Origin of the sequence: Flavobacterium rivuli WB 3.3-2 = DSM 21788, from assembly GCF_000378485.1 — a bacterium.
GTDB lineage: Bacteria > Bacteroidota > Bacteroidia > Flavobacteriales > Flavobacteriaceae > Flavobacterium > Flavobacterium rivuli.
On record NZ_KB899969.1, the window covers coordinates 396,752 to 419,340 of the forward strand.

20 protein-coding genes and 2 tRNA genes are annotated in these 22,589 nt (G+C 39.4%); 10 read left to right on the forward strand and 12 right to left on the reverse strand.

Going from position 1 to position 22,589, the window contains the following annotated elements:
* Position 1: 1 nt before the first annotated feature.
* The 3 genes from F565_RS0110740 to F565_RS0110750 are packed head-to-tail and all read left to right on the forward strand — an operon-like array spanning position 2 to position 1,847.
* The gene (locus F565_RS0110740) at positions 2-550 is read left to right on the forward strand and encodes a YceI family protein (protein WP_020213231.1); all 549 of its coding nucleotides are present in this window, start codon (positions 2-4) and stop codon (positions 548-550) included.
* A gap of 7 nt (positions 551-557) precedes the next feature.
* Complete coding sequence (locus F565_RS0110745; protein ID WP_020213232.1) at positions 558-1,073, forward strand: ankyrin repeat domain-containing protein; 516 nt, start codon at positions 558-560, stop codon at positions 1,071-1,073.
* A 3-nt stretch (positions 1,074-1,076) separates the two neighbouring features.
* Positions 1,077-1,847: a T9SS type A sorting domain-containing protein gene (locus tag F565_RS0110750; RefSeq protein ID WP_020213233.1), complete on the forward strand. Its 771-nt coding sequence runs from the start codon at positions 1,077-1,079 to the stop codon at positions 1,845-1,847.
* Between the two features lie 69 nt (positions 1,848-1,916).
* On the opposite strand, the gene F565_RS0110755 is transcribed toward F565_RS0110750, so the two are convergent.
* Positions 1,917-5,333: a hypothetical protein gene (locus F565_RS0110755; RefSeq protein WP_020213234.1), complete on the reverse strand. Its 3,417-nt coding sequence runs from the start codon at positions 5,331-5,333 to the stop codon at positions 1,917-1,919.
* Positions 5,334-5,506: 173 nt separating this feature from the next.
* Between F565_RS0110755 and F565_RS23405 the strand changes: the two genes are divergently transcribed.
* Positions 5,507-6,097, forward strand: a complete 591-nt coding sequence (locus tag F565_RS23405) for a GldL-related protein (protein ID WP_020213235.1) — start codon at positions 5,507-5,509, stop codon at positions 6,095-6,097.
* 311 nt (positions 6,098-6,408) lie between these two features.
* Here F565_RS23405 and F565_RS0110765 read toward each other — a convergent pair whose 3' ends face one another.
* The 3 genes from F565_RS0110765 to F565_RS0110775 all read right to left on the reverse strand — a co-directional run bounded on the left by F565_RS0110765 (position 6,409) and on the right by F565_RS0110775 (position 9,855).
* Entirely contained in the window at positions 6,409-7,458 is a 1,050-nt protein-coding gene (locus F565_RS0110765) for an Omp28-related outer membrane protein (protein ID WP_020213236.1), read from the reverse strand.
* Positions 7,459-7,512: 54 nt separating this feature from the next.
* The gene (locus tag F565_RS0110770; protein WP_020213237.1) at positions 7,513-8,241 is read right to left on the reverse strand and encodes a T9SS type A sorting domain-containing protein; all 729 of its coding nucleotides are present in this window, start codon (positions 8,239-8,241) and stop codon (positions 7,513-7,515) included.
* Positions 8,242-8,352: 111 nt separating this feature from the next.
* Complete coding sequence (locus F565_RS0110775; RefSeq protein WP_020213238.1) at positions 8,353-9,855, reverse strand: T9SS type A sorting domain-containing protein; 1,503 nt, start codon at positions 9,853-9,855, stop codon at positions 8,353-8,355.
* A gap of 277 nt (positions 9,856-10,132) precedes the next feature.
* Between F565_RS0110775 and F565_RS0110780 the strand changes: the two genes are divergently transcribed.
* The 3 genes from F565_RS0110780 to F565_RS0110790 all read left to right on the forward strand — a co-directional run bounded on the left by F565_RS0110780 (position 10,133) and on the right by F565_RS0110790 (position 12,964).
* A complete protein-coding gene (locus F565_RS0110780) occupies positions 10,133-10,609 on the forward strand; it encodes a TlpA family protein disulfide reductase (RefSeq protein WP_020213239.1) in 477 nt (158 codons plus the stop codon).
* Between the two features lie 3 nt (positions 10,610-10,612).
* Complete coding sequence (locus F565_RS0110785; protein WP_020213240.1) at positions 10,613-12,325, forward strand: DUF6029 family protein; 1,713 nt, start codon at positions 10,613-10,615, stop codon at positions 12,323-12,325.
* A gap of 129 nt (positions 12,326-12,454) precedes the next feature.
* A complete protein-coding gene (locus F565_RS0110790) occupies positions 12,455-12,964 on the forward strand; it encodes a hypothetical protein (protein WP_020213241.1) in 510 nt (169 codons plus the stop codon).
* 96 nt (positions 12,965-13,060) lie between these two features.
* On the opposite strand, the gene F565_RS0110795 is transcribed toward F565_RS0110790, so the two are convergent.
* From F565_RS0110795 to F565_RS0110815, 5 genes are all read right to left on the reverse strand, one after another.
* Entirely contained in the window at positions 13,061-13,426 is a 366-nt protein-coding gene (locus tag F565_RS0110795; protein ID WP_020213242.1) for a YegP family protein, read from the reverse strand.
* Between the two features lie 202 nt (positions 13,427-13,628).
* Positions 13,629-13,838, reverse strand: a complete 210-nt coding sequence (locus tag F565_RS0110800) for a hypothetical protein (protein WP_154652590.1) — start codon at positions 13,836-13,838, stop codon at positions 13,629-13,631.
* 209 nt (positions 13,839-14,047) lie between these two features.
* A complete protein-coding gene (locus tag F565_RS0110805; protein WP_026300001.1) occupies positions 14,048-14,608 on the reverse strand; it encodes a DUF6642 family protein in 561 nt (186 codons plus the stop codon).
* 102 nt (positions 14,609-14,710) lie between these two features.
* On the reverse strand, positions 14,711-15,814 hold the full coding sequence (locus tag F565_RS0110810; protein WP_020213245.1) for a metallophosphoesterase family protein: 1,104 nt from the start codon (positions 15,812-15,814) through the stop codon (positions 14,711-14,713).
* 158 nt (positions 15,815-15,972) lie between these two features.
* Positions 15,973-17,733 (reverse strand): alpha-L-fucosidase, encoded by a 1,761-nt coding sequence (locus F565_RS0110815; RefSeq protein ID WP_020213246.1) that lies wholly within the window; start codon positions 17,731-17,733, stop codon positions 15,973-15,975.
* 112 nt (positions 17,734-17,845) lie between these two features.
* Between F565_RS0110815 and F565_RS0110820 the strand changes: the two genes are divergently transcribed.
* Positions 17,846-18,751, forward strand: a complete 906-nt coding sequence (locus F565_RS0110820) for a helix-turn-helix domain-containing protein (RefSeq protein WP_020213247.1) — start codon at positions 17,846-17,848, stop codon at positions 18,749-18,751.
* A 138-nt stretch (positions 18,752-18,889) separates the two neighbouring features.
* On the opposite strand, the gene F565_RS0110825 is transcribed toward F565_RS0110820, so the two are convergent.
* Positions 18,890-18,971 (reverse strand) — tRNA-Leu (locus F565_RS0110825).
* 295 nt (positions 18,972-19,266) lie between these two features.
* Here F565_RS0110825 and F565_RS0110830 point away from each other — a divergent pair.
* Positions 19,267-19,749: an anthrone oxygenase family protein gene (locus tag F565_RS0110830; RefSeq protein ID WP_169336021.1), complete on the forward strand. Its 483-nt coding sequence runs from the start codon at positions 19,267-19,269 to the stop codon at positions 19,747-19,749.
* Between the two features lie 48 nt (positions 19,750-19,797).
* Here F565_RS0110830 and F565_RS0110835 read toward each other — a convergent pair.
* Positions 19,798-19,879, reverse strand: a tRNA-Leu gene (locus F565_RS0110835).
* Between the two features lie 144 nt (positions 19,880-20,023).
* On the opposite strand from F565_RS0110835, the gene F565_RS0110840 reads away from it, so the two are divergent.
* On the forward strand, positions 20,024-21,412 hold the full coding sequence (locus tag F565_RS0110840) for a dipeptidase (protein WP_020213249.1): 1,389 nt from the start codon (positions 20,024-20,026) through the stop codon (positions 21,410-21,412).
* Positions 21,413-21,525: 113 nt separating this feature from the next.
* Here the strand turns inward: F565_RS0110840 and F565_RS0110845 are convergent, their stop codons facing one another.
* Positions 21,526-22,479: a peptidase associated/transthyretin-like domain-containing protein gene (locus F565_RS0110845; RefSeq protein ID WP_020213250.1), complete on the reverse strand. Its 954-nt coding sequence runs from the start codon at positions 22,477-22,479 to the stop codon at positions 21,526-21,528.
* Positions 22,480-22,589: the final 110 nt, after the last annotated feature.

Consider the following 22,589-nt stretch of genomic DNA (forward strand, 5'->3'; position numbering starts at 1 on the left):
TATGAAAAAGATTAAAGTAGTATTTACAATACTGATGCTTGCGGTAAGCACCTGCTTTTATGCACAAAAATACAGCACGAAAATCGGCGTGATACGTTTTGAGGCATCGGTACCTTCGTTTGAAGAAGTGGCGGGAGAGAACAAAACGGCTTCGGCTATATTGGAACCAGTAACCGGTAATATTGCCGTGCTTGCCCTTATGAAAGGATTCAGGTTTAAAGTGGCATTAATGGAAGAGCATTTTAATGAGAACTATGTAGAGTCTGACAAATACCCAAAGGCTACTTTTAAAGGTAAGGTAGACGGGCTGGATGTTGCAAAGCTTACAACAGATGCAAAACCTTATACTATTACCGGCGATTTAACCCTGCATGGTAAAACCGTAAAAGTGACCGATTCGGCAAAGATCTCTAAGTCAGGAAATACAATTACAATAACAGGAAGTTTCCAGGTACAGCCTAAAGATTTTGCTATAGAAATACCGTCTGTGGTAAGTAAAAAAGTGGCCGATAAAATAGAGGTTAGCTATAAATTACAACTTACAAATTAAGGATACTATGAAAAAGATAATTGCCTTTTTGCTATTAATAAGTGCCTTTAGTAATGCACAATCTAAGGATGTGTTTGATACTGCCCGTAGCGGTACCGTAGACGAAATAAAAATGCTTGTACAAAAAAACAAGGATACTATCAATGCTGTAAATGCCGCCGGTTTTACCCCACTTATTCTTGCGTGTTACCGTGGCAACAACTCCGTAGCCGAATATTTAGCACAAAATGTAAAAGATGTAAACTATAACAGCTCTAACGGTACGGCACTTGCTGCGGCTGTTATAAAAGGAAACGTGGCTGTAACAAAAGCATTACTGCTGCGTAAAGCCAATCCTAATATTGCCGATACCCTGGGTGTTACGCCACTGGTTTACGCAGCCCAATTTCAAAAAACCGAGCTTGTAAAATTATTATTGCAATATAAAGCAAACCCATTAACGGCAGATAAAGAGGGTAAAACCCCTTACGATTATGCCCTTTTTACTAAAAATGATGAAATTATTAACCTTCTAAAAAAATAAGCTATGAAAAAATTATTACTTGTTTCCTTATTATTCCTTACCGCTGCGGGGGTAAATGCACAGGCAAAATCTACAGGATCGGTAAGCCTTATGACGGGCATGACCGCTACGTTAATGCTGGATAGTACCACAACTACTGCTACCTTAACCCTTACCGGCCCATCTGACAGGTGGTTTGCATTGCAATTTGGTTCTTTTGCCGATGGTCAGGGTATGGAATCGGGCCAGGATATGGTGTACTACAATGGCACTACACTGGTAGATGGCACTATGAACGGTATTGGTGCTGTACCTTCTTCCGATACGAATAACTGGGCGGTAACTTCTAACACGGTTGCAGGAACCGTAAGAACCATCGTAGCTACAAGGGCTTTTACAGCCGGAGCTAACGATTATACTTTTAATTATGATAACGAAAGTATCGACTTTGCTTATGCCCGCGGTACATCGGCAGGTTTTACATTACAAGGGCATGGCGGAAACAGGGGCTACAGGCTGAGCAATACCTTTAGCGATGTTTTGGCTACAAATGCACTTAGCCTTGAAGGATTAACGGTATATCCTAACCCGGCATCGGGCATAGTGACTGTTAAAAATAAAGCATTACTTAGTGAGATAAGGGTTGTTAACCTTTTAGGTCAGGAAGTAGTATCGCAAAAAGCAAATGATACCGCTGTTCCGGTCAATATATCCGGATTATCTACAGGCACTTATGTGTTTAAAATTACTGCTGCCGATGGGCGTACAACTTCTGTAAAAGTGGTAAAGCAATAAATAATACTTACTAACTCTTGGTTTTTAGTTTTTTGAAAAGGCTCCCTGTTTAAGGGGCCTTTTCTGTGTTTAAAAATATGCCCTAAGCTGTATATTACCCGTATGTATGGTACTGCTGGTTTCGCTTTTTCGCCCTTGGTAGTTTACATTTATATCGAGAAACTGGGTAAGGTTTTTTTGCACGAGTAAGCGCCATGTAAGGTTTTGTCCGGGCTGTAAACCCTCAAGCATTTGGTAGGCTGCGGCACTGTTCTGGTTTCCTGTAAAATCATTTTTATATAGCGAAAATTCGCCGCTGGCGGTAAACTGCTTTTGCGATGCATAACTAAACGATGTGCCAAAACGCTGCTGATGCAACGTTTCCATTTCGCCAATTTTATTTTCCTGGTTTTGATATTCGTAAAACACATCCCAACTTGCGTTGCGCGAAAATATGTATGACACTTTAGGCCCCACCTGATAATTGTTTATGGTGTAGTTTTTACTGGCATAATCTTCTGCCGTGCTTGATGATTTTCCTTCCTGTCCGGCAACACTCAGCAGCCATGTTTTTTGTATAAGGTGGGCATATTGCAACTGGTGCGACAGTATTTTTGCATCCTGAGAACCTACTGTAAGCAAATTCTTGGTGCGGTTGCTTAAATAGGTATAAGTAACAGAATGATTTTGCTTACCGCGGTTATAAAACAAACTGTTTCTAAACGATGAGTTTAGCCCAAGCAAGTCGTTTTCGCTGGTAGAAAAAGGATTGAGGTCAAAATTATCGGCTTTGCGCTGAATCTTACGATCTATTAAAAATGAGCTTTGGTTATAAAAATAAGAAAGTAATTTTCTTACACCGGTCTTGCTCTGCCACTGGTTAGGATTCAAGGTAAGCGATTGCGAAAATTTATTTTGGTGGGTTCCTATATAAACCTGGTTTGGTAAATATACGCGTACATATATAGCCTGGTCCGGAAAGGGAGCCACTTCAAACTCCTGCAATTCCTGTATGCCGTTACCGTTATAATCATTCCAGCGGTACACACCCTGCCCGGGGTCTACCTGCAGGTAGGTAAACTCCTGCCGCGCAATCCTGCCCGATGATGTTTCATAAGCCGTACTAACCTGTACTAACTGATCCCAGTAGCGGTCGTTATATAGCAATCGTGAGTTAAGTGAGGGTTCACTGGCAATGGAAGGATCTTCAAATTTTAGCTTGCGGTAATTTACAAAAAGGCTCAGGTCGCTTTTTTCTGTTTTTATTAATCGCGACTTAAGGTAATACGAGCGCGAGGTATTTACTTTTTGCAGCAGCCCGTTAAACAAACTGTCGTTAGCCCGTTGCAAATAGCCTACCTCTACAAATACTTTAGTACTGTCGCCACGCCCCACAAAAGCACCATACTCTGTAAAACGCTGGCTAAGCGTAGAAAGCAGGTTTGTAGACTTTATAGTTTCTTTATTGTCTTCAAGCCGCAGCGTACCGCCTACCCAGTTTTTGCCAAAATGATATTTGGATAACGCCTCATTCCTTACAAATTCTGATTTAGAATAGTTACCATCGCTCTGTAACACACTTCCCCTGTTTTGTATAAAGAAGTTTCCAAATTTTATTTGCCCGTCTACCACATGGCGTGTGCCATTAAACGCACTCGAAAAATCGAGCTTTTCCAACTGGTAATTTACCTGTCCGTTCTTAGGCAATTTAAAAGTTGTACCTGCTGTAAGGTAACTTTGGTTAGCATCGGTAGTAATAAGGTTGTTAAGATTCCAGTCGCGGTTAAACTCTATATTAAACAGGCGTTCTATAGTCCTGAAATCTTTTTGCACAAACTGGTAATTGGCAAACGCATCAAGCTGCCAGCTGCCTGTATACACGCGTTGTTTTGCATTAAGCTTACCGGCAATGCCGTTGTTGTTGCCATCATCTACAGGCGAGTACAGGTTAAGGTCGTTATTGCTAATGCCTGCTTCAAAATCTATAATCGTTTTTTCGCTTGGGTTATACTTGCCCAGTACTGTGGCTATCTGAATTTTTTCGGGGGCAGTAATCCTGATGACCGGCTCATAATTACCCTGTGGAACACCGTCTACCGGGGCAATATACTGGTAAATTTTGCCCACAGCTGCGGCGTTGCTAAGCGTATAGTTACCCTGGTTAGTACCCACTAACGAGAAACGGACATTATAAAGAACATCATCCGGGTTAGTGCTGTACTCGTAAATTTCTATGCTGCCGTTGTTTATTTTTCGGTATAGTATCTTGTTTTCGGTATAGGTATCTACGTATGCAGATGGCGCTATCATCTGGCCGGTATTATCTCCTGCCTGCTGCAATATTGCTACCTGTTCGGGTGTAAGGTTTTGTTGGAGTGGCTGGTTTTTCATATCATTTTCAGAATATACAAAACCGCCGATGCTCCATTTTTCACGCTCATGGGTAACACCGCCATAGGTAACAAAGCGGGTATAATTTTGCTGCGAGTACTGATACTCTACATTAATACGCATTTCGCTCGTAATGGGGAACAGGGAGGTGAAAATTATTTCGCCTGCATTATAATCTATAACATAATCGTTGTTTTCGCCACGTTCCAATAAAATACCGTTAACATACACCCGTTCCGACCCTGATACTACCAGTACATACAATTCGCCATTATTGCCCGTAAGTTTATACGGCCCCTGGTTGCCTTCTGTGCCTGTAAATGTGCTGCGGGCATACTGGCCGCGTACAAGGGCCGCGGCGGCAAATATATTAGTTTTGGCTTCGGGCGTTCCAAAGCTGAATGTGGTAGATAAGCCTTGCACCTTTTTATTAAAGTTAAGAAAGCGCGACTGCCGGTTTTCGAGAAAAAGGTCGCCTGCGCGGATGTTCCATTTATCACTAAAAATCTCTATAAATATCTGGTCGAACTCGTCGAGCTTTTGCGAGTAGCCGCCCTCCTGCAAGGGTATATTACTATCCTGTATAGAGGCGCGCAGACTAACCTTGTCGCTAAGTTTTCCGGTAATTTGCAGGTCAAGGTTAGAGTTTACAACCGCATTCTGGTTATTGCCAATGGTAACGCCCCGCGTAATACTACCCGATGTGGTAAGCCCGCTAAAAGGTTTAAAAGTATTTAGTGGGTCCTGTACAACAGTATAGCGTTGGCCGGTATCTGCATCGTTAGGCACCACACGGCTGCTGTTATATATGCTGTATTTTTTAGTAAGGTATTCGGGGTAAGCAAGATAGTTTACAGTAAGCGAATCCTGTGTGGTAAAGCCGTTCTTAAAAGTGAGGAGCCCGATATTATAATCAACCTTATAATAACTGGTATCTATAGTTTTGCCTGCTAAATCCTGAAGCGAAAAATAAGCAGGGTTTATGCTCACGCTGTCTATACGTATGGTATCGCGCACGGCAGCGGTTTTTATGTTTTTATAGGGCGTAGGTGTTTCCTGCCCGTAAACGACAGAAACGCAACATAAAAGCACCCATAAAAGCCTGTTTTTAAGCATCACAGAAATATAAACTCAAAAACAGCAAAAGTAGTGTATTTAAAGAGAAGATTTAAGATATGGGTTTGCCTTGGTTTTTTACTCAAAAAAAATATTATAATAGGACTGCTGGTATAATTTTATTTAGCAGGTTACTATATTTGAGTAGATTTGGAAACATATACTATTAAATTATGAAAAACGTAGAATTAATTCTTGGGGGATTTGGTCTAACAGGTGTAGTTTTAAGTTTAAAGCTATTTCCGGGAGGAAGCATAACCATAATACTTTCCTTTTTATTGTTGGCAATATTATATTTATTTCTCAGCTTCGCGCTTATTAATAGTATAAGGTTTAGGGGTATATTTAAAAGTGAAAGTTATAAAGGGATTAAATCCTTTCGTATTATAGGGGCTGTATGTACCGGTATTTGTTTGTCGGTGGTGGTGATAGGTTTGTTATTTAAATTTATGTCATGGCCGGGAAGTTCGGCAATGCTTTTTGCAGGGCTTTTACCGCTTACGGTAATAGCTATAACAGCAACGGTTAAATTTTTTAGCACCAAAGAAATTTTCTATCGTAACATTATTATCCGGATACTGATTTATGGAGTGCCTGCTATACTACTTGTATTTTATCCAACACTTGTAAACGAAATTAGATACAGGGGTTATCCTGCCTATGTAATTGCTCTTAAAGCTGCCGATGAAAATCCTGATAATGAAGCACTGCAACAAAAAGCCGCCGAAGAGTTCTCGAAAATACAGAGTAGTAGCGAAGAATAATACTTTGTATTGCTCTATCTATAATACCCGAATTTACTAAAGTTGCTATTTTGAAAATAAAAAAATCCCTTATACTGAGGTATAAGGGATGGGTGTAATAATTGTTGGTGGTGGTTTTTTGTTTTCAGAAAGCTAAACAGTTACAGCAATGGCATGCTGCACTATTAACAGGCGGCAAGGTATAGCAAAATAGAATGGCTGTCAATACCCATTAATAGGGATATTTCAATAATTTTCAAAAAATAATTACACGTCCTAAAACAACAAAAGCCGTCCTGAAAGGACGACTTTTGTTTATAATTTAAACTTAACTAAAGCATTTCAAAATCCTGTGCATCGCCGGCAGCAGCTTTACGTACGTTAATTGCTTTACCATCGGCTCCTACAAGAAACGCTACAAACTCTACATTAGCAGCATTACTAATATTTGCCGGCAAGGTGGTATTAAACGTTTTGGTGTATATGCCGTACAGCTTTGTTTCGCTATCAGGAACTGCTTCACCAAGAATAGGGGTAAGGCAGGCACGTAATACATGGTTGTGAGTGTAATTTTCTAAAACATCTACACCATCAAAATAACTTGTATAGTTGTGCTGCTCATATAACAACCCATTCTCTAAAACATAAACAACAAGCTTTAGCCCGCTAAAATCAGCACCAAATTGTGCGCTAACATCCAGCGTAAGGTTGTTGCCATTAACAATGGGCTTAAGCGCAAGGCCTAATTTAGGGTTGGCACCCTGTGTTAAGGCAATAGCCTGTGCTATATTGTTTGGTTCGGGGCTTGTCCATAAAACCTTCCTGTTAAGAAACCCTTTAGGGTAACTTGGTATGTTCAGAGTAGCCTCCAGTTCAGACGCATCAAAATTATAAGGGTCATACACAATACTAAGCATATCGCTCGATGGCCTGTGTATAGCAACCGTAACAGCATCGTCGCTTTGGCCGTGTACAAGGTCTATGGCATAAGCTACACGCGGGCAGTAGCCGCACCATGTACCGGTATAATCTTCTATTAGTACCCTCTTGCGGAAATTAAGTTCTGTACCATCGCCAAAAGAAACTTCAACATTATCTGATGTAAGGTCATAGTAAGTAGCCTTAACATTATGCGTGCTTACTACTGCAGATGTAAGTTTATTGCCTTCTATGGCAGTACCATCTACATAAAAAACAGCGTCGTTAGTGTGTTCTATACCATTATTGTCCCTTACTGTAAAAGTTATGGTATCGCCAAAACGTTTCACAGAACTATCTGCTGTAAGTATTACAGAGTCTGAAGATTCTAAAACGGTATAATCAGACGAACAGCCCCATAATGCAAGGGCGCTCACGATAATAAAGCCAAATACTTTTTTCATTTAATGTGTAATTGTGGTAATCTTAAACTTAAGTGCATTAAGAGATTTGCTACTTTAGTTTTTAATAATTTTAATTTGTGCAGTTTTATTTTGTTGCGTTGTAAAACGTGCAAAATATACAGCCGATGTTAATCCTGAAAGGTCTATAACCTGGTTGTCGTTTTTAATAGCAATTGTTTTTACTACCTGTCCGTTAATGTTTACTACCTGTAATGTTGCAGTTTGATTTGCACTTACTTCAAGCTGGTTTTTTACTACAGTGTTTTTAACAGTAATGCCCATGTTTTGCAAAGCAGAAAAATCGGTAAGGCTGGCAGCAGGAGAATATACATAGTTAAACGTTCTTAATACTTCCAGGATCTCGCCACTGTCGCTCACCTTTACAAGGCTTAAAGAATAAGTAACAGGATCTACACCATTGCCCGGATTCGCATTTTGAAAATGATCTCCTTCAGGATTTGTTTCGCCCGGCTGTAATGTTAACCCGGCAACATCTGAAGGCACTGTAGACCCGGCAGAAATATTAAAATAGCATTCTGTACCAAAACAAAACTGTATGTTCATATTAGTAGGGTTGCTCAATGAGTTTGCTTTTAGCTTTAGGTTAATAGGCTCATCTGACAGGTTTGTAACAACAAGGTTAATTTTAGCCCTTTCTGTAAGGTTACTGAATGTAAATGTTTGCCCTTCGGTAATTTCCTCATCGTTGCCTAAAATAGAAACAACCTGTGCCTGTACTGATGCGCTAATGGCGAATAATGCTAAAAGGATAATTTTTTTCATGGTAATAGTAGTTATAAATTGCAATTTGTTTGTAATTAAAAGGCTACCGGAACCAGATAACCGGTTTCCGATAGCTTTTTTGTGGAATTAATTTGTTAAAATAGTTTATGCTTATTCAATAATTATTTTTTCTGTTTTTTGTGTAGTTGCACCTTTTATTTGTGCTACATACATACCTTTTTGCAGGCCGCCTATGTTTATACTGTTACCGTCTGTAATGTTTTTTGCAGTATGTACAATTTTTCCTGTAAGATCCATAATAGTAATATTTACAGGCTCCTGAGTCGTAAAATTAAGAATGCCTTTTGTAGGGTTAGGATATACAGCAAAATGTTTGCTATCAATACCTGGTGTAGCAGCTACAGATGATGTTATCAGGGCTGCATCGAGCATAATTGATGCGCCAAAGTTGCCATCTAAATATTCATAAATTTGTGTGTCGCCATTATATATCTCTACACCATGCACTTCATCTGCTGTAAGGCTGTATGTCCATCCGTCACGGTAAGAATCCCTAAGTTCTATTTTATAACAATCATCGCCTTCCGGTAATGTTACCATTGTAGATATCATTGTGTTGGCATCTGGTCCGCCTGCTCCACCCGCAGAGGCAGGGCCTGGTGTATAAGGTCCGCCACTTGCAACTACAGTGCCACTCGCCGTTCTTATTTTCCATGAAATTTCTCCTGGATAAGCATCAGTATGTATTCTTACTTCCAGTTCACGATTAGTTTGAGCAGCGTGAAATGCTTCAATATCAACTTCTTCGTTTAGTAAAGCTGGGTACGGCGGAGTCATACCATTAATGCTGGTAACCTCTACAGTATGCGCTGCATTGGCTGTAAATGTTGAGCTGTCAAAAGTAATAGTGGTTGTGCCATATTGTGCTATACCGGTAGAGCTGCTGTACTGCTTGGTAGAAAGTATGTTGCCATTTTCCTTTAGTACTACAGTTGCACTCAACATACGGTTTGTACCCAGGTTTTTTACTTTAGCTTTATAAACACCATCTGCCTGGCAAAAATATCCGGCGGCAAGATCAGTAAATCTTCCTTTATCATTAATGCCCAACATTGTTTCTGCGGCGCAGTTGCTATTTATCTGGTTTCTTAACTCTACAGCTGTGGGTTGTGTAAGTTCTGTGGTTTGGTAGTTGGGGCATATCATGTATACAGTAGGGAAATATTGTAAATTATATGCTACAGATATATCTCCGTTCGTATCGTCAATAATTGGGTAAGGCGAGTGTTGTGTCCAGTCGCCCCTGGTAGCCCTTGTGTCAGATGGTATATTAGTACCGTAAATACTTTCTACAGATGTACCCGGATCGCCTTCTATAAAAAGAACAACAGTTTCTTCAGATCCTCCCATGCCGTAAGACTCATGTAAGTCGGCAAGGGCTTCTGTACCATGGTATGCCCAGCAAGGACCACACCACGTTGCAGAAATATCTATAATAACTGTTTTTCCTGCATCCAGGTATTCATACAAATGATGTTGTACGCCATTAATATCTGTAGCGGTAAAGTCGGGGGCTATGCTGCCATTTGCTAACTGCGCCTGTGCAGTTAAACCCGCAAATACCAGCATTGCGCTAAGTAGAGTTTTTTTCATGTAAGTAAATGTTTGTTAGTTATGTTTTTTTAATAGACCCGAAAATTATGTAAAAAAAATGTTAACTGAGAATATTTCAATAAAAATATTCATTGATACTTTAATTTTTATTAAAATATCATTATTAATGCAGTATGATTTAATTTTATGCTGTAAAAATGGCATTTTAATAATTCTACTAACTCCATAGGATTATAATTTTCCTTAAAAACAGATAATTAGAATAATTTTTTTTTAATATTGCCACACAACAATTTTTTACTTAAAATATTACATAATGAAAAAAATTTTACTGCTTTTACTATTAATGTCGGGAACGGCGTGGGCGCAAAAAGAGATGCCTAACGTTACCATACAGTCAGTAAACAATAAATCGCTTAACGTTAAAAATGATTTTAGCGAAAAAGATAAATTATATATTTTTTCGTTTTGGGCTACATGGTGTGTACCGTGTATTAATGAGCTCGATGCTATTAATGAGCATTATGCCGACTGGAGTAAAGAACTTAATATGGAGGTTGTTGCCATATCTATAGATGATGCCCGTACACAAAAACGCGTTAAACCTTTGCTTAACGGGAAAAAATGGCCTTACACAGTATTGCTGGATGCTAACCAGGATGTAAAGAGGGCTCTTGGCATTGCTAACGTACCTTATACAATTGTTGTAAAAAATAAAAAAGTGGTTTACATACATAATGGTTACAGCCAGGGAGGCGAAATAGAATTGTATAATAAACTGAAGGAGCTGTAGGTAATGAAAAAAATAGTATCGCTGCTGCTTTTAACGTTAACTGCCGGCACAATAACGGCACAGGATAATGATAGCCTGCCTAAAAAAGATTACGGAAAAATTTATGGTGGGTTCGAGTCTAATTCACAATGGTATTTAAACGATAAAGGTACCGGTGTAAACCAGGATGCCGCCCCTATAAACGGTAAACCCATTCGCTCTAACAGTTACCTGCTTGTTAATTACCAGTATAAAGGCTTTAGTGCCGGTATTCAGGCCGAAGCTTATGAGCCTTACGCTCTGCTTAATTACAACCCCGGTTTTAAAGGTACTAATGTGGGTACGTGGTATGCCAGTTATAAAACTGCTAAGCTGGAAATTACAGGCGGCTATTTTTATGAGCAGTTTGGCAGTGGGTTATTGCTTCGTGCCTGGGAAGACCGCGCCCTTGGTATAAATACCGCTCTTCGTGGTGGGCGTGTGCTTTATAGAGTGTCAGACAATGTTAAGCTCACCGCTCTTTACGGCAGGCAACGATCTGGATTTGGTGTTTCTAATGGAGATATTTATGGTTTTGATGCCGATTTTAACCTGAGTAAACTGTTTAATTTTGAACAGTCAGATCTTTCTTTTGGTACTACATACGTGGGGCGCTATGAAAAGATAAATATACCAAACCCTAATTTTGATGCGCTTACAAATGCTGTAGGTGGCCGGGTAAACTTTATACATGATGCCTTTTACATATCGGGAGAATATAATTACAAGCAAAAAGATGGCGTACTGGATGTGCAAAATAAAATTGATAACAATTTTGTAAAGCCCGGTAGTGCTGTGCTTGTAAACCTGGGCTACTCTAAACAGGGGCTTGGTATAGATGCCACACTGCGCCGTACAGAGAATTTTAAGTTTCTTAGCGAAAGGGAACCCGGTTTTGTAGATGCTACGTCATCTACCTTAAATTATAACGATAAGGTATTAAACTTTACTCCGGCACTTACTAAACAGCACCACAGCAACCTTGCAAATATCTATGTTTTTCAGGCGCAAAGTAAGGTAGATTTTATTGGCACGCAAATACTAAAAGCGGGCGAAACCGGTGGGCAGATAGATGTGTTTTATGATTTTGCCAAAGGCACTGCTATAGGGGGTAAATATGGTACTAAACTGGCAGTAAATGTGTCCAGCTGGTACAACCTGGCGGGTACATACCGCTTGGCGCCGGCGCAATATGATACCAAGTTTTTTGGCGTAGGAGAAAAGTATTTCTCTGATTATAATATGGAGATACGCAAGCAATGGAGCGAGTCATGGCATACAGCATTTTATTACATAAACCAGTTTTATAATAAAGAGTGGCTTGAGGGTGGAGATAAAGTAAAAACAAATATTGTTACCGGCGAAGCTACCTATAACTTTAACCCTAAAACATCTATAAGGCTGGAGGCAGAACACATGTGGGCCGATGCCGATAAAAAGAACTGGGCGGGTGGCACCGTAGAGTTTAACCTTAATGATACTTACTCAATATATGTTTGGGATATTTATAACTACGGTAACGACGATCCTAAAAAACAAACGCACTATTACAATTTTGGCGGTGCCTACCGCATAGGTGCTACACGCATTGCTGCAAACTACGGCAGGCAGCGTGGTGGCCTTGTATGTGTGGGCGGTGTATGCCGCTTTGTGCCAGAGAGTACCGGTTTTACATTAAACATCAGCACAGCTTTTTAATGTATTATTTATAATATAGAGTCATCCCTGTAAATAAAATTACAGGGATTTTTTATACATCGTGTTTTGCCATGCAATTTTTGTTAATATTTTGTCGTTTTGTAATGATAACCAATTAATATACCTTACATGAAATTTATTTACGTATTGTTTGTTTACCTATACACCACCACTTTTTGTTTTGCACAAAAAACGTCTCAGGAGCTGGCATCGCATTTTATTAAAATAACCACTGATAATAATGTAGAGGGATATAAAAAGTTGTTTCCTACGGCAGAAACATTATCATTTTACATACGTGGTATAGATGCCAACGCTAAACTTGACGACCAGTTTTTTAAAACAGCCTATTTGAAGGGCGTTAACGATGCTGTGGCAAGTTTTTCTGAATTACAGGATGTACTGTCTCAAAAAGGTATCGACCTTAAAAAAGCCACCGTTACAAAAACAGAAACAAAGGCTAATGATATAGATATGAGCGAAGGCGGACAGGTAAACGGAGTTGCTAAAACAACTACTTTAAATATTCATTTTACAGCCGGTAACCAAAAATATGTATTAACCATACCAAGTGCTATAGAAGTTAAGGGGCAGTGGTATGTAAGCGGCGAGCCGTATGAAGTGGCATCAGAAAACTAAATTTATTACCTGCGGGGTTTAACGAATAATATTCGGGGTATATAAAATGATTGTAAATATCAATTTTATAAACCCTTTTTTTATTGAAAGGAAGAGTTATATAAAAACCTCGTCGGCAGGTGGGAAAACCGTTTCATCCTCAGAGAAATCAAGTATCTCTGCGCGCTCTACATAAAGCATAATTTCGTTAATGCCTTTTTTAAGGCTTAGCTCTGTGCTGTATTTACGGCTTGTAGCCAGTACCAGCCCCCCTTTAGACAGCCTGAAAAAGAATTTCCGGGCTAAATTGCCATTTTTTGTAAAGGCAAAAAGCGCAATGTTATCGCGTATTGCGGCTATCATCATTTCACAATCCGATTTTTGCTTGCAGCTAATGCTTGTAAAAATGGTTTTTCCTTTTCTCGATGTAAAAACAAATTTATACTCTCCGTTATACCGTTTGCTAATTACAAACATCCCCATAATTACTGTATTTTACCAAAATTGTGCAGCAAAATTTTAATTTACTATAGCTGCGATTCTCTTTTATATGCCCCAAAACTAACGCATAAATGCCTGCCTAAATAATATTAAGGCAAGCATTTATTAACAAAAAGGAATGGTTATCCTTATTGTAGCTGTAACAATTTTCTAATCAGGGCAATGCCTGTACAGAACAAACTTACTATGCGCTAAGCGATATTTGCGGGTAAATTTCCCTTAATCTTTTCTTGAAGCTGTTAAGCGAATCTTCCGTATCAGATATTATTTTATAGCGTGAGCCGGCATCATAGCCTGTTCTTTCAAAGGCTATATTGTTTCTTTTTAGCATGCGCTCTATAAGGTCGTGGTCTATAACATGTTTGTACAAAGTTCTAAAAATAGTGATGTGCATAGCTTTAGTTTTTTTGGTTATCAGTTACTTTTTTAGCGGGTAAAATGCCATGTTTAATGTAACAGGTTTCAACCTCTCAGATAAAAGTAATGAGAATCTTTTTTAAGAAGATATGTCTTAATAAAACTTTAGCACTATTAGCAATTTGTTAACCTTGTGATTTAAATTTCGATACAAAAATGCCGAATTGTTACTTAATTGCATCATTTTTAATAGTATAACCTAAAATCTAACAGCTTACAGGCAGTATAATATTTTTGATGCAGCTCTTCAACAATTTCCACAACATCATCGGTATCTTCAAACAGGCTGAAGAATGCTTTGTCGAGCCCGCTGCTGCTCACTTTTACCGATTCTTCACCGTATCCCGATATTGCCTTGGCACCCGTGATGTCTAAAAAGTATTGTGCTTCCTCCTCTGTCAGGTCTAATATTTTGGCATTTGCAAAATGCAGTATCTTTCCTTTCATCCTGCCTTCAAAAAGCTCTGCTATTTCCTCCAGGCTATAGTAGTAATTGTTAATGCGAATGTTGTTAGCCTCGCCCGGCATTACCAGGTATATTATTTCGTAGTTTTTAAAGTTGTGGTCGTCATACAACAAGGCGTTCAGGCTTTCCTCTAATCCCTCTATAGTGTCGCAGGTTTTGTAAATGCTGTCTATGCCCTGGTTAAAAGCAAGGTCTTCCAGGTTTTTTACCACTTCGGTAGTGCTGTCAGTCTCCACATCGGCAACCGCTTCGAGGCAAAAAATAAATTTTTCATAATCCATACAATTATGTTTTTGTGTAACAGTAACAAAACAAAAAGTATACCCAAAGTGTATTACACCGGCCTTTTGGCAGTATAAGTTCATGGGTGGGAAGAGTAGAGCTTACAGCGTGTAACTAAAGGTATCTTTTACATCGATTTCTTTCAGGTTGTCTACTATAGAATATTCTCCCGACAGGTTTATTCCTGTGGTAGTGCGTTCTAAAGTAATTTTAAGGAAACCATGCTTCATGATGCAATAGTTTTCAAGATGCACATTGTCTAATAAAGGATTATTAGGGCTGTAATTACTATCGCCTACATTTACTATAGAGTGCAACTCATCAAAACCACCCGCTCCGCAAACTACAAACGGTAGTATTTTACCGTCCGGGTATGTTTTATGAAAACGCTGGTAATTGTGCACGTGGCCGCTAAAAATTATATCGGGGCGCACGCCGCTTTCTTTAAAAGCATCTTCAAGAAATGTTATCATGGCAAGGCTCGAACCGTGGTTTTCGTCGGCAGTATAGGGCGCATGATGAATGGTTACAATTATTGCCTTATCTGGGCGTTCTTTGCCGGCGGCTATAAGTTCCTTTATAAACCATTTACGCTGGTCTTCGCCTATAAAACCATACTTAGGTACGTTACTGTGCAGTCCTATAATAGTTGCTAAAGGAGTATCAAACGTCCAGTATACATTAGGCTGCGTCATGCTTTTGCGGTTTACATCTTCGGCAAAAGGTATGTGCCGGCTTTCGGTATCGCAAAATACCGCTTTAAAAGCATCGAGGCTGTGGTAGGGTACAGGGTTGGTGGGGTTAACATCGCTGTCGTGATTACCGGCAATGGCAAATATAGGTCCCGGATAGTCTTTATAAGGTTTAAAAAATTGTTGCTCATATTGTTCTGCCTCGCCATAGTGGTATACCACATCGCCCAAGTGATAAAGGAATGCCGGCTTTTCTAAGGCGTCGCTACCGGCAATTTGCTGTATCAGTTGGCGGGCAATTTTTTGTTGGCCTTCCGGGTAGCGAATACCGCCGGTATCGCCTACCATCTGGAAACTGAATTTATCGGGCGAAACTTCCGCAAATTTTTCCAGGTTAAGGTGGTAAGGGTAGTTATCTATGGCAGGCTGTAATATAAGGGCCTTATAGTTATCGTCTGGCTGGTTAAGTTTTATAATAGGGCGGTCATACTTTTTAGTAGGCTGAGTAGTCATAAAATAGGGGAAATAGGTAGTGCTTAAATAATAATTGCAAGATAAGGCACACGCCGCATACCGCCATAGTCTTTTTGTGTTTTATAACTTAGTGGTAACATTTGAAGAAAAAGTGGGGCTCAAATCATTTACAAAACAATTACTTAAATGATATGTATTTATTCTATTTTAAACACAACAGATGTTGCAAATGGCATTGCTTCAGGGCAGGTTACTACGAGGCCTTCGGGCAATTGTTGCCATTTTAATTTGCCATTATAGCCTAATATTCGAACATTTTTTATCGGATGATTGAAAAGTTTAGCTTCCGTTCCTAATGATTCAATAGTGAGTACTGCACCTGGTTTAGGAATGGTCATACTAAATATGTACAGAGAACCATTTTTACCTACCGTAAAGCGAAAGTCCTTTTCGCTAAATTTAAATTCTGCCTGCCTGCGCTCTAATTTGCCACCGGGTAACATTTTTAGTTTACCATTAATATGTTCGCCTTCGCCGGGAATACTCCATGCATGGCTGCCATAAACTGCCTCTCCATTTTTTCGCATCCAGTTACCTACTTCTTTCAGCATTTTTTCGCTCCCTTTATCTAATGAGCCGTCAGGAAGTAATGAAATGCAGATAGCAGCATTACCATCCCGTGCTATGGCTTCGATGATATACTTTATCATCATACCAGAGTCATATGTGAAGCCCGGTGCATAAAACCAGTCACCTACAGGTACTTCGGCAATCCATGGCTGATCGGTTTTTATATCTGCAGGAACTCCAAATTCTTCGGTGGTTACTGTGCCATTTGTTCTGTTCCTGAATTTTACGATACTAAAAGTATTTACGGTTCCCCTTTTGGCCAGAGTACGATTATAAAAATCGGCAATAACGGTTTGCATTGCATTAGCTTTATACCCGGTGCCGGTGCCATCGCCTGTAAATGGTCCCTGAACGGTACCATCGGTATATATAAAATCCGGATCATAATGCTGCACAACATCCATCATTCGCAGTGCCCAATTAGTAACATACCATTTGTTATAAGCTAAATGTCTGGAAAAAATACCCGGCTCCGGAGGCGACCATGGAGATGCGGCCGCGGCCGCTACACCTTTGTATTCGCGTAGATCAATGCCGTACAAAAGCTTGGGGTCGAGCCCTTCCCACCATTTCCCTTTGCCATCTGCCAGGGTAAGATTGCCGTCATAAGGTATTCCTTTTTTGGCTCCGTTAGTGTCGCTGCCAAAAGCCGTTTGCCACCACCACCAAGTATATTCATGATGAAAAGTTACTCCAAATTTTATACCGGCAGCCCGGGAAGCAACAGCCCACTCATTAATTATATCGCGCTTTGGCCCTACATTAACTGAATTCCAGGGTTGATATTTTGAGTTCCACAGGTCATAATTGTCATGATGAACGCCTTGTATCATTAAAAATCGCGCACCGGCATCTTTATATATTTTGGTAAGCTTGGCAGGGTCAAGTTGTTTAGGGTTCCAGTCTTTCAGTATCTCTTTATAGCCTGATTCTGATGGATGCCCCTCTTTTTTTAAATGATTTTTGTATGCAAGATCTCCCGGAGTATACATTCTACGGGCATACCAGTCGCCACTTTCTCCTGACGCCTGTGGGCCAAAATGCACCCAGATACCAAATTTTGCGTCTCTTAGCCAGTCAGGTTCACCGGGGTAGTTTTTTTCAATAGATGCCCAGTTAGGTTCAAAGGGGCCTTTAGCAATAGGAATGTCCAGTTGTACTTCGGGAAAGGTTTTAGAATCTCCTAAGGGAATGCTGTCTGTTGAAAGTTTAACAGGAATGGAAGGAATAGGATTATAATTATATTTAAGTTGCTTATCAACTTTTTGTGCGTGACCATTTAATGCAAACAGGCACAGTATTATATAAAGTGAAGTTGTATTTCTCATAAAAAGTAAATAATTGCTATAACAGCGATGAGGCAAAAGTAGTAAAGCAGAAAGTTGTAAATTTGTCTTAAAAAGACTTTTATTTGTCATGATACAACCTATTTAATATTATATGCAGACTAAAAGAACTTTAAAGCAATTTCTTTCACTACTCAATACCGATTACGTAAAATTGGACTATAGATGGAACTATAAAAATGTTATAAGCCCGTACCATAGGATTTACTTTATTGATAGTGGTAATGGCATAGTAGAAGATCAGGAGAATATCTTTACATTAGAGCCTGGTTATTTATATATAATACCGGGTTATACACTGTGTAACCTTGTTTGCGAAAGTTATTTAAGTCAATATTTTGTTCAATTTTTTGAAGAGTCTCAAGACGGCACATCATTATTTGATAATTCCCATTTTGTTTGCAAGGTAGCAGCGCGGGAAATTGACATTATAAACTTTAAACGGCTTGTAGAAATCAATCCCGGTCGTGGCCTTGATCGTTCCGATGATCCTGAAATTTACGAAAAACACAGCTACTATCAAAAATACCAGTCACTTAACGACCTACAGAGCCATACGGACTTTATAGAAACCCAAGGTATTTTGCTGCAGCTAATTTCAAGGTTTTCAAAGCCGCAACACTATTATAATCAAAAGGTCAAAGATAATCCTAATAAGATAGTAGACGCGATCCGTTTTATTTCAATAAATCTTCAACAGGATCTGTCCGTCGATTTCCTGGCCAATAGATACAACTGCAATCCGAGCTATTTTTCGAGGCTCTTTGAAAAACACATGGGTATAAGGCCCCAGGCTTATATTATCCAAAAGCGCATAGAGCGGGCTAAGCACATAATATATTCAGGATCGCTGTCACTCACAGACGTTGCAGAACGCACAGGCTTTGGGAGCCTTTCAAGTTTCTCAAAAGCATTTAAATGCGAAACGGGGCACTCTCCAAGAGATTATAAAAAATTAATGTCAACATCTGGTAGTACTATGAATGGTATTGATGGATAAAGGACATCATAAAAGTATGTGTAGTATGAGCAATCTTATACAATCCATGTGCTTAGATTAATAATAAAGAATCAAAGTTGTAGTGATATCAAATAAAAACTCCTTCAAAAATCGATGATTTTGAAGGAGTTAGTTTTGTGCGGGTGATAGGACTCGAACCTACACACCTTGCGGCACCAGATCCTAAGTCTGGCGTGTCTACCAATTTCACCACACCCGCGGGTATACTAAAATAGTATCTTGCGTCATTACAAGGCTGCAAAGATACAATTAGTTTTTAATTTTCAAAGAAAAGCATAATAAAATAATAATAGTGTAGTCTTCGGCCATCAGTCTGAGGATTTAAAATCAGGTTATTGTCATTATACGGCTATTGCAAAAAAAAGAAATTACCTTTTAATTGTTTTGATAATGAGATGATTAACTTATTTTTTGTACATTCCCTACAGTTTACGCATGGCAATGCATTCATGTTTATAAAGTGTAATAAGACAGTAATAATAAAACAACAGTATATGAAAAAAATAGTGGTTATGGCATCTGTGTCATTTGCAAGCGGCATTCTCTTTGTAAATATTTATAATTCGCTGGTTAATGCTGTTGCTGTCGAAAGCGATATTCCGTCATCGGTAATTGCCACGAGAGAATATTTTAAAACAGTAAATCCGGGAGATTTCTTTAAGATATTTTCTCCGCTTACCCAGTTGTTAGCGTTAGTATCCCTTATTTTATTTTGGAAAAGATCGCCATCAGTGCGGTTGTTTTTGGCACTCGCATTGCTCTTTTATATGTCGGCAGATGTATTTACATTTATCTATTTCCATCCCCGAAACGATATAATGTTTCTCTCTGAAAAACTACCGGATACCGAAACCCTTAAAAGGTTAGCGTCGGAATGGAGCTCGATGAACTGGTTACGGTCGCTAATAGTGCTTTTAGGTATCATGTCTTCGTTTATTGCAATCCATAAAATTTATACAGAAAAGGTAACCGAATAAAATTTCACTAAATGCAAAAAGCCTCTGATTTCTCAGAAGCTTTTGTTGTGCGGGTGATAGGACTCGAACCTACACACCTTGCGGCACCAGATCCTAAGTCTGGCGTGTCTACCAATTTCACCACACCCGCAGGCAGATAATGTAACCGATAATTTGTTTCATTATTACGGATGCAAATATACGACTGTTTTTGAACTTTCAAATTAAAAACCGAACTTTTTATCATTTTATTTTTTCGTATTTTTGATGCTCAATCGTATATCACTAATTTATAATGGATAACATAAAAAACTACATCGATAAAAACAAAGATCGATTTATAGATGAACTTATAGAATTGCTTAAAATACCCTCTGTTAGTGCAGATAGTGCCTATTCTCAGGATGTAATTAATACTGCAGATGCTGTTAAAAGCAGGCTTGAAAAAGCGGGTTGCGACTTTGTAGAAATTTGCGAAACGCCGGGCTACCCTATTGTATATGGCGAAAAAACCATTGATAAAAACCTGCCCACCATACTTGTTTATGGCCATTATGACGTTCAGCCTGCCGATCCGGTAGAATTATGGACATCGCCACCGTTTGAACCAGTCATTAAAAAAACTGAATTACACCCTGATGGTGCCATATTTGCCCGTGGCTCCTGCGACGATAAAGGCCAGATGTACATGCACGTAAAAGCGCTTGAATATATGGTGCAAAGCAACAGCCTGCCGTGTAACGTTAAGTTCATGATAGAAGGGGAGGAAGAGGTAGGATCGCCAAGCCTTGCATGGTTTGTAGCGCGTAACCAGGAAAAACTTAAAAACGATGTTATCCTTATATCTGATACAGGGATGATATCTAACACGCAGCCATCTATTACTACCGGCCTGCGCGGACTTAGCTATGTTGAGGTTGAGGTTACAGGCCCTAACCGCGACCTGCATTCCGGCCTTTATGGCGGTGCTGTGGCAAACCCTATTAATATACTGGCTAAAATGATAGCCCAGTTACATGACGATAATAACCATATTACCATTCCTGGTTTTTATGACAAAGTGCATGACCTGAGCCGTGAAGAGCGCGACGAGATGGCTAAAGCGCCTTTCTCTCTTGATGCATATAAAAAAGCACTTGATATTGAAGATGTATATGGCGAAGCAACTTATACTACTAACGAGCGTAACTCTATACGCCCAACGCTCGATGTAAATGGTATTTGGGGCGGCTACACCGGCGAGGGTGCTAAAACGGTTATTGCCAGTAAAGCCTACGCAAAAATATCTATGCGCCTTGTGCCGGACCAGGACTGGAACGAAATTACAGAACTGTTTACCAAGCATTTTACTGCCATAGCACCTAAGGGTGTAAAAGTAAAAGTTACACCGCACCACGGTGGGCAGGCTTATGTAACCCCTATAGATAGTATAGGCTATCAGGCTGCGGCACTGGCTTATGCCGAGAGCTTTGGCGTTAAGCCTATCCCGGTACGTTCCGGTGGTAGTATCCCTATTGTGGCATTGTTCGAAAAAGAACTTAAAAGCAAAACCATCATGATGGGCTTTGGCTTAGACAGCGATGCTATACACAGCCCTAACGAGCATTTTGGTATTTTTAATTACCTTAAGGGAATAGAAACAATACCTTATTTCTACAAATATTTTACAGAACTTTCTAAATAGAGTTTATATAAGTTTTACAGTCGCAGTCACAGTTTACAGTGCTCCTGAACCTGAAAACTGCTACTGCGACTGCTTACTTTAAAAAATCCGCTTTCTAAAAAAAGCGGATTTTTTTATTGATAGCTAACGGTAGTATAACCAAAGCCGATATTAAAATCGGGATATTTTTTTTGCTCGTGCAGTGCAGGTTCATTAATAGTTTGCCAGCTACTATTTTCCATAAAAGGAAATTTCACAAAGGTTAGTGTTCCTTTTGGCCTTTCTGTTAGCGGGAAATTAGGCTGCATCCATTTAAAAAATTTAATGGTTGTATCGCCATTACGATCAACATTTGTATAAGGCAGTTCCTTGCTTAAATTGCCGTTTTCATCGGCTTTGCCTAACATGGTAAGCTGTACAAATAGGCCACTGGCGGGCAGCGGTAGTTCTTCGTCAAGTTTTAAATCAAACTGTTTGTCATTTATATTGTTGGTTATTACAGCATACTGTTCATAATCATTTAGTTTTTCGCCCGGCAGGCCATTGTTGTTAGCCAGTATTTCTACCCTTACCAGTGTACGAAACACTATCTTTTCAAATACGCCGGGGTATCCTTCTGCCTCAAAGGCAATTTTAAAAAGCGGCAGTGTAATCGCGGTAATGTAAGCGTCTGTTTTAGCAGCAGGAACTAAAAAAGCATATTGTGCAGTGGCGCGCGACATTTCGAAGGCACGGGTATCCTTGTGTATTTTTGGTTTAACCACCAGCTCTTTTCGTTTAATTTTTTTAGCCTGTGTTACTATAACCTCATTAAGCTGTATGGGTTTTGGCGCAAGGTAAACCACCTGCATCTTTCTTTGTATTGTAACGGTTTTATCTGCATAGCCAATAGATGATATCGTTACAATATTTACGAGTGTATCTGTCACTATGGCCATACCATTAGCATCGCTGTATATACCATAATTATTATTAAGATTTATGGCAGCATAGGCCACTGGGATTTTAGTAACGCTATCGAGCACGGTAAGCTGTTTTTGGGCAAAAGCCAATGTAGTAATAAATAGAAAAAAGGTAATGTGCTTCATGTTAGTCTGCTAATAGAGGCTAATATCTGCAATAAACGTTAAATATCAGGCTGCTAACTAAAATTTTTTTAGAAAAAGTTGCACGGATTAATTTTTATTCTACATTTGTA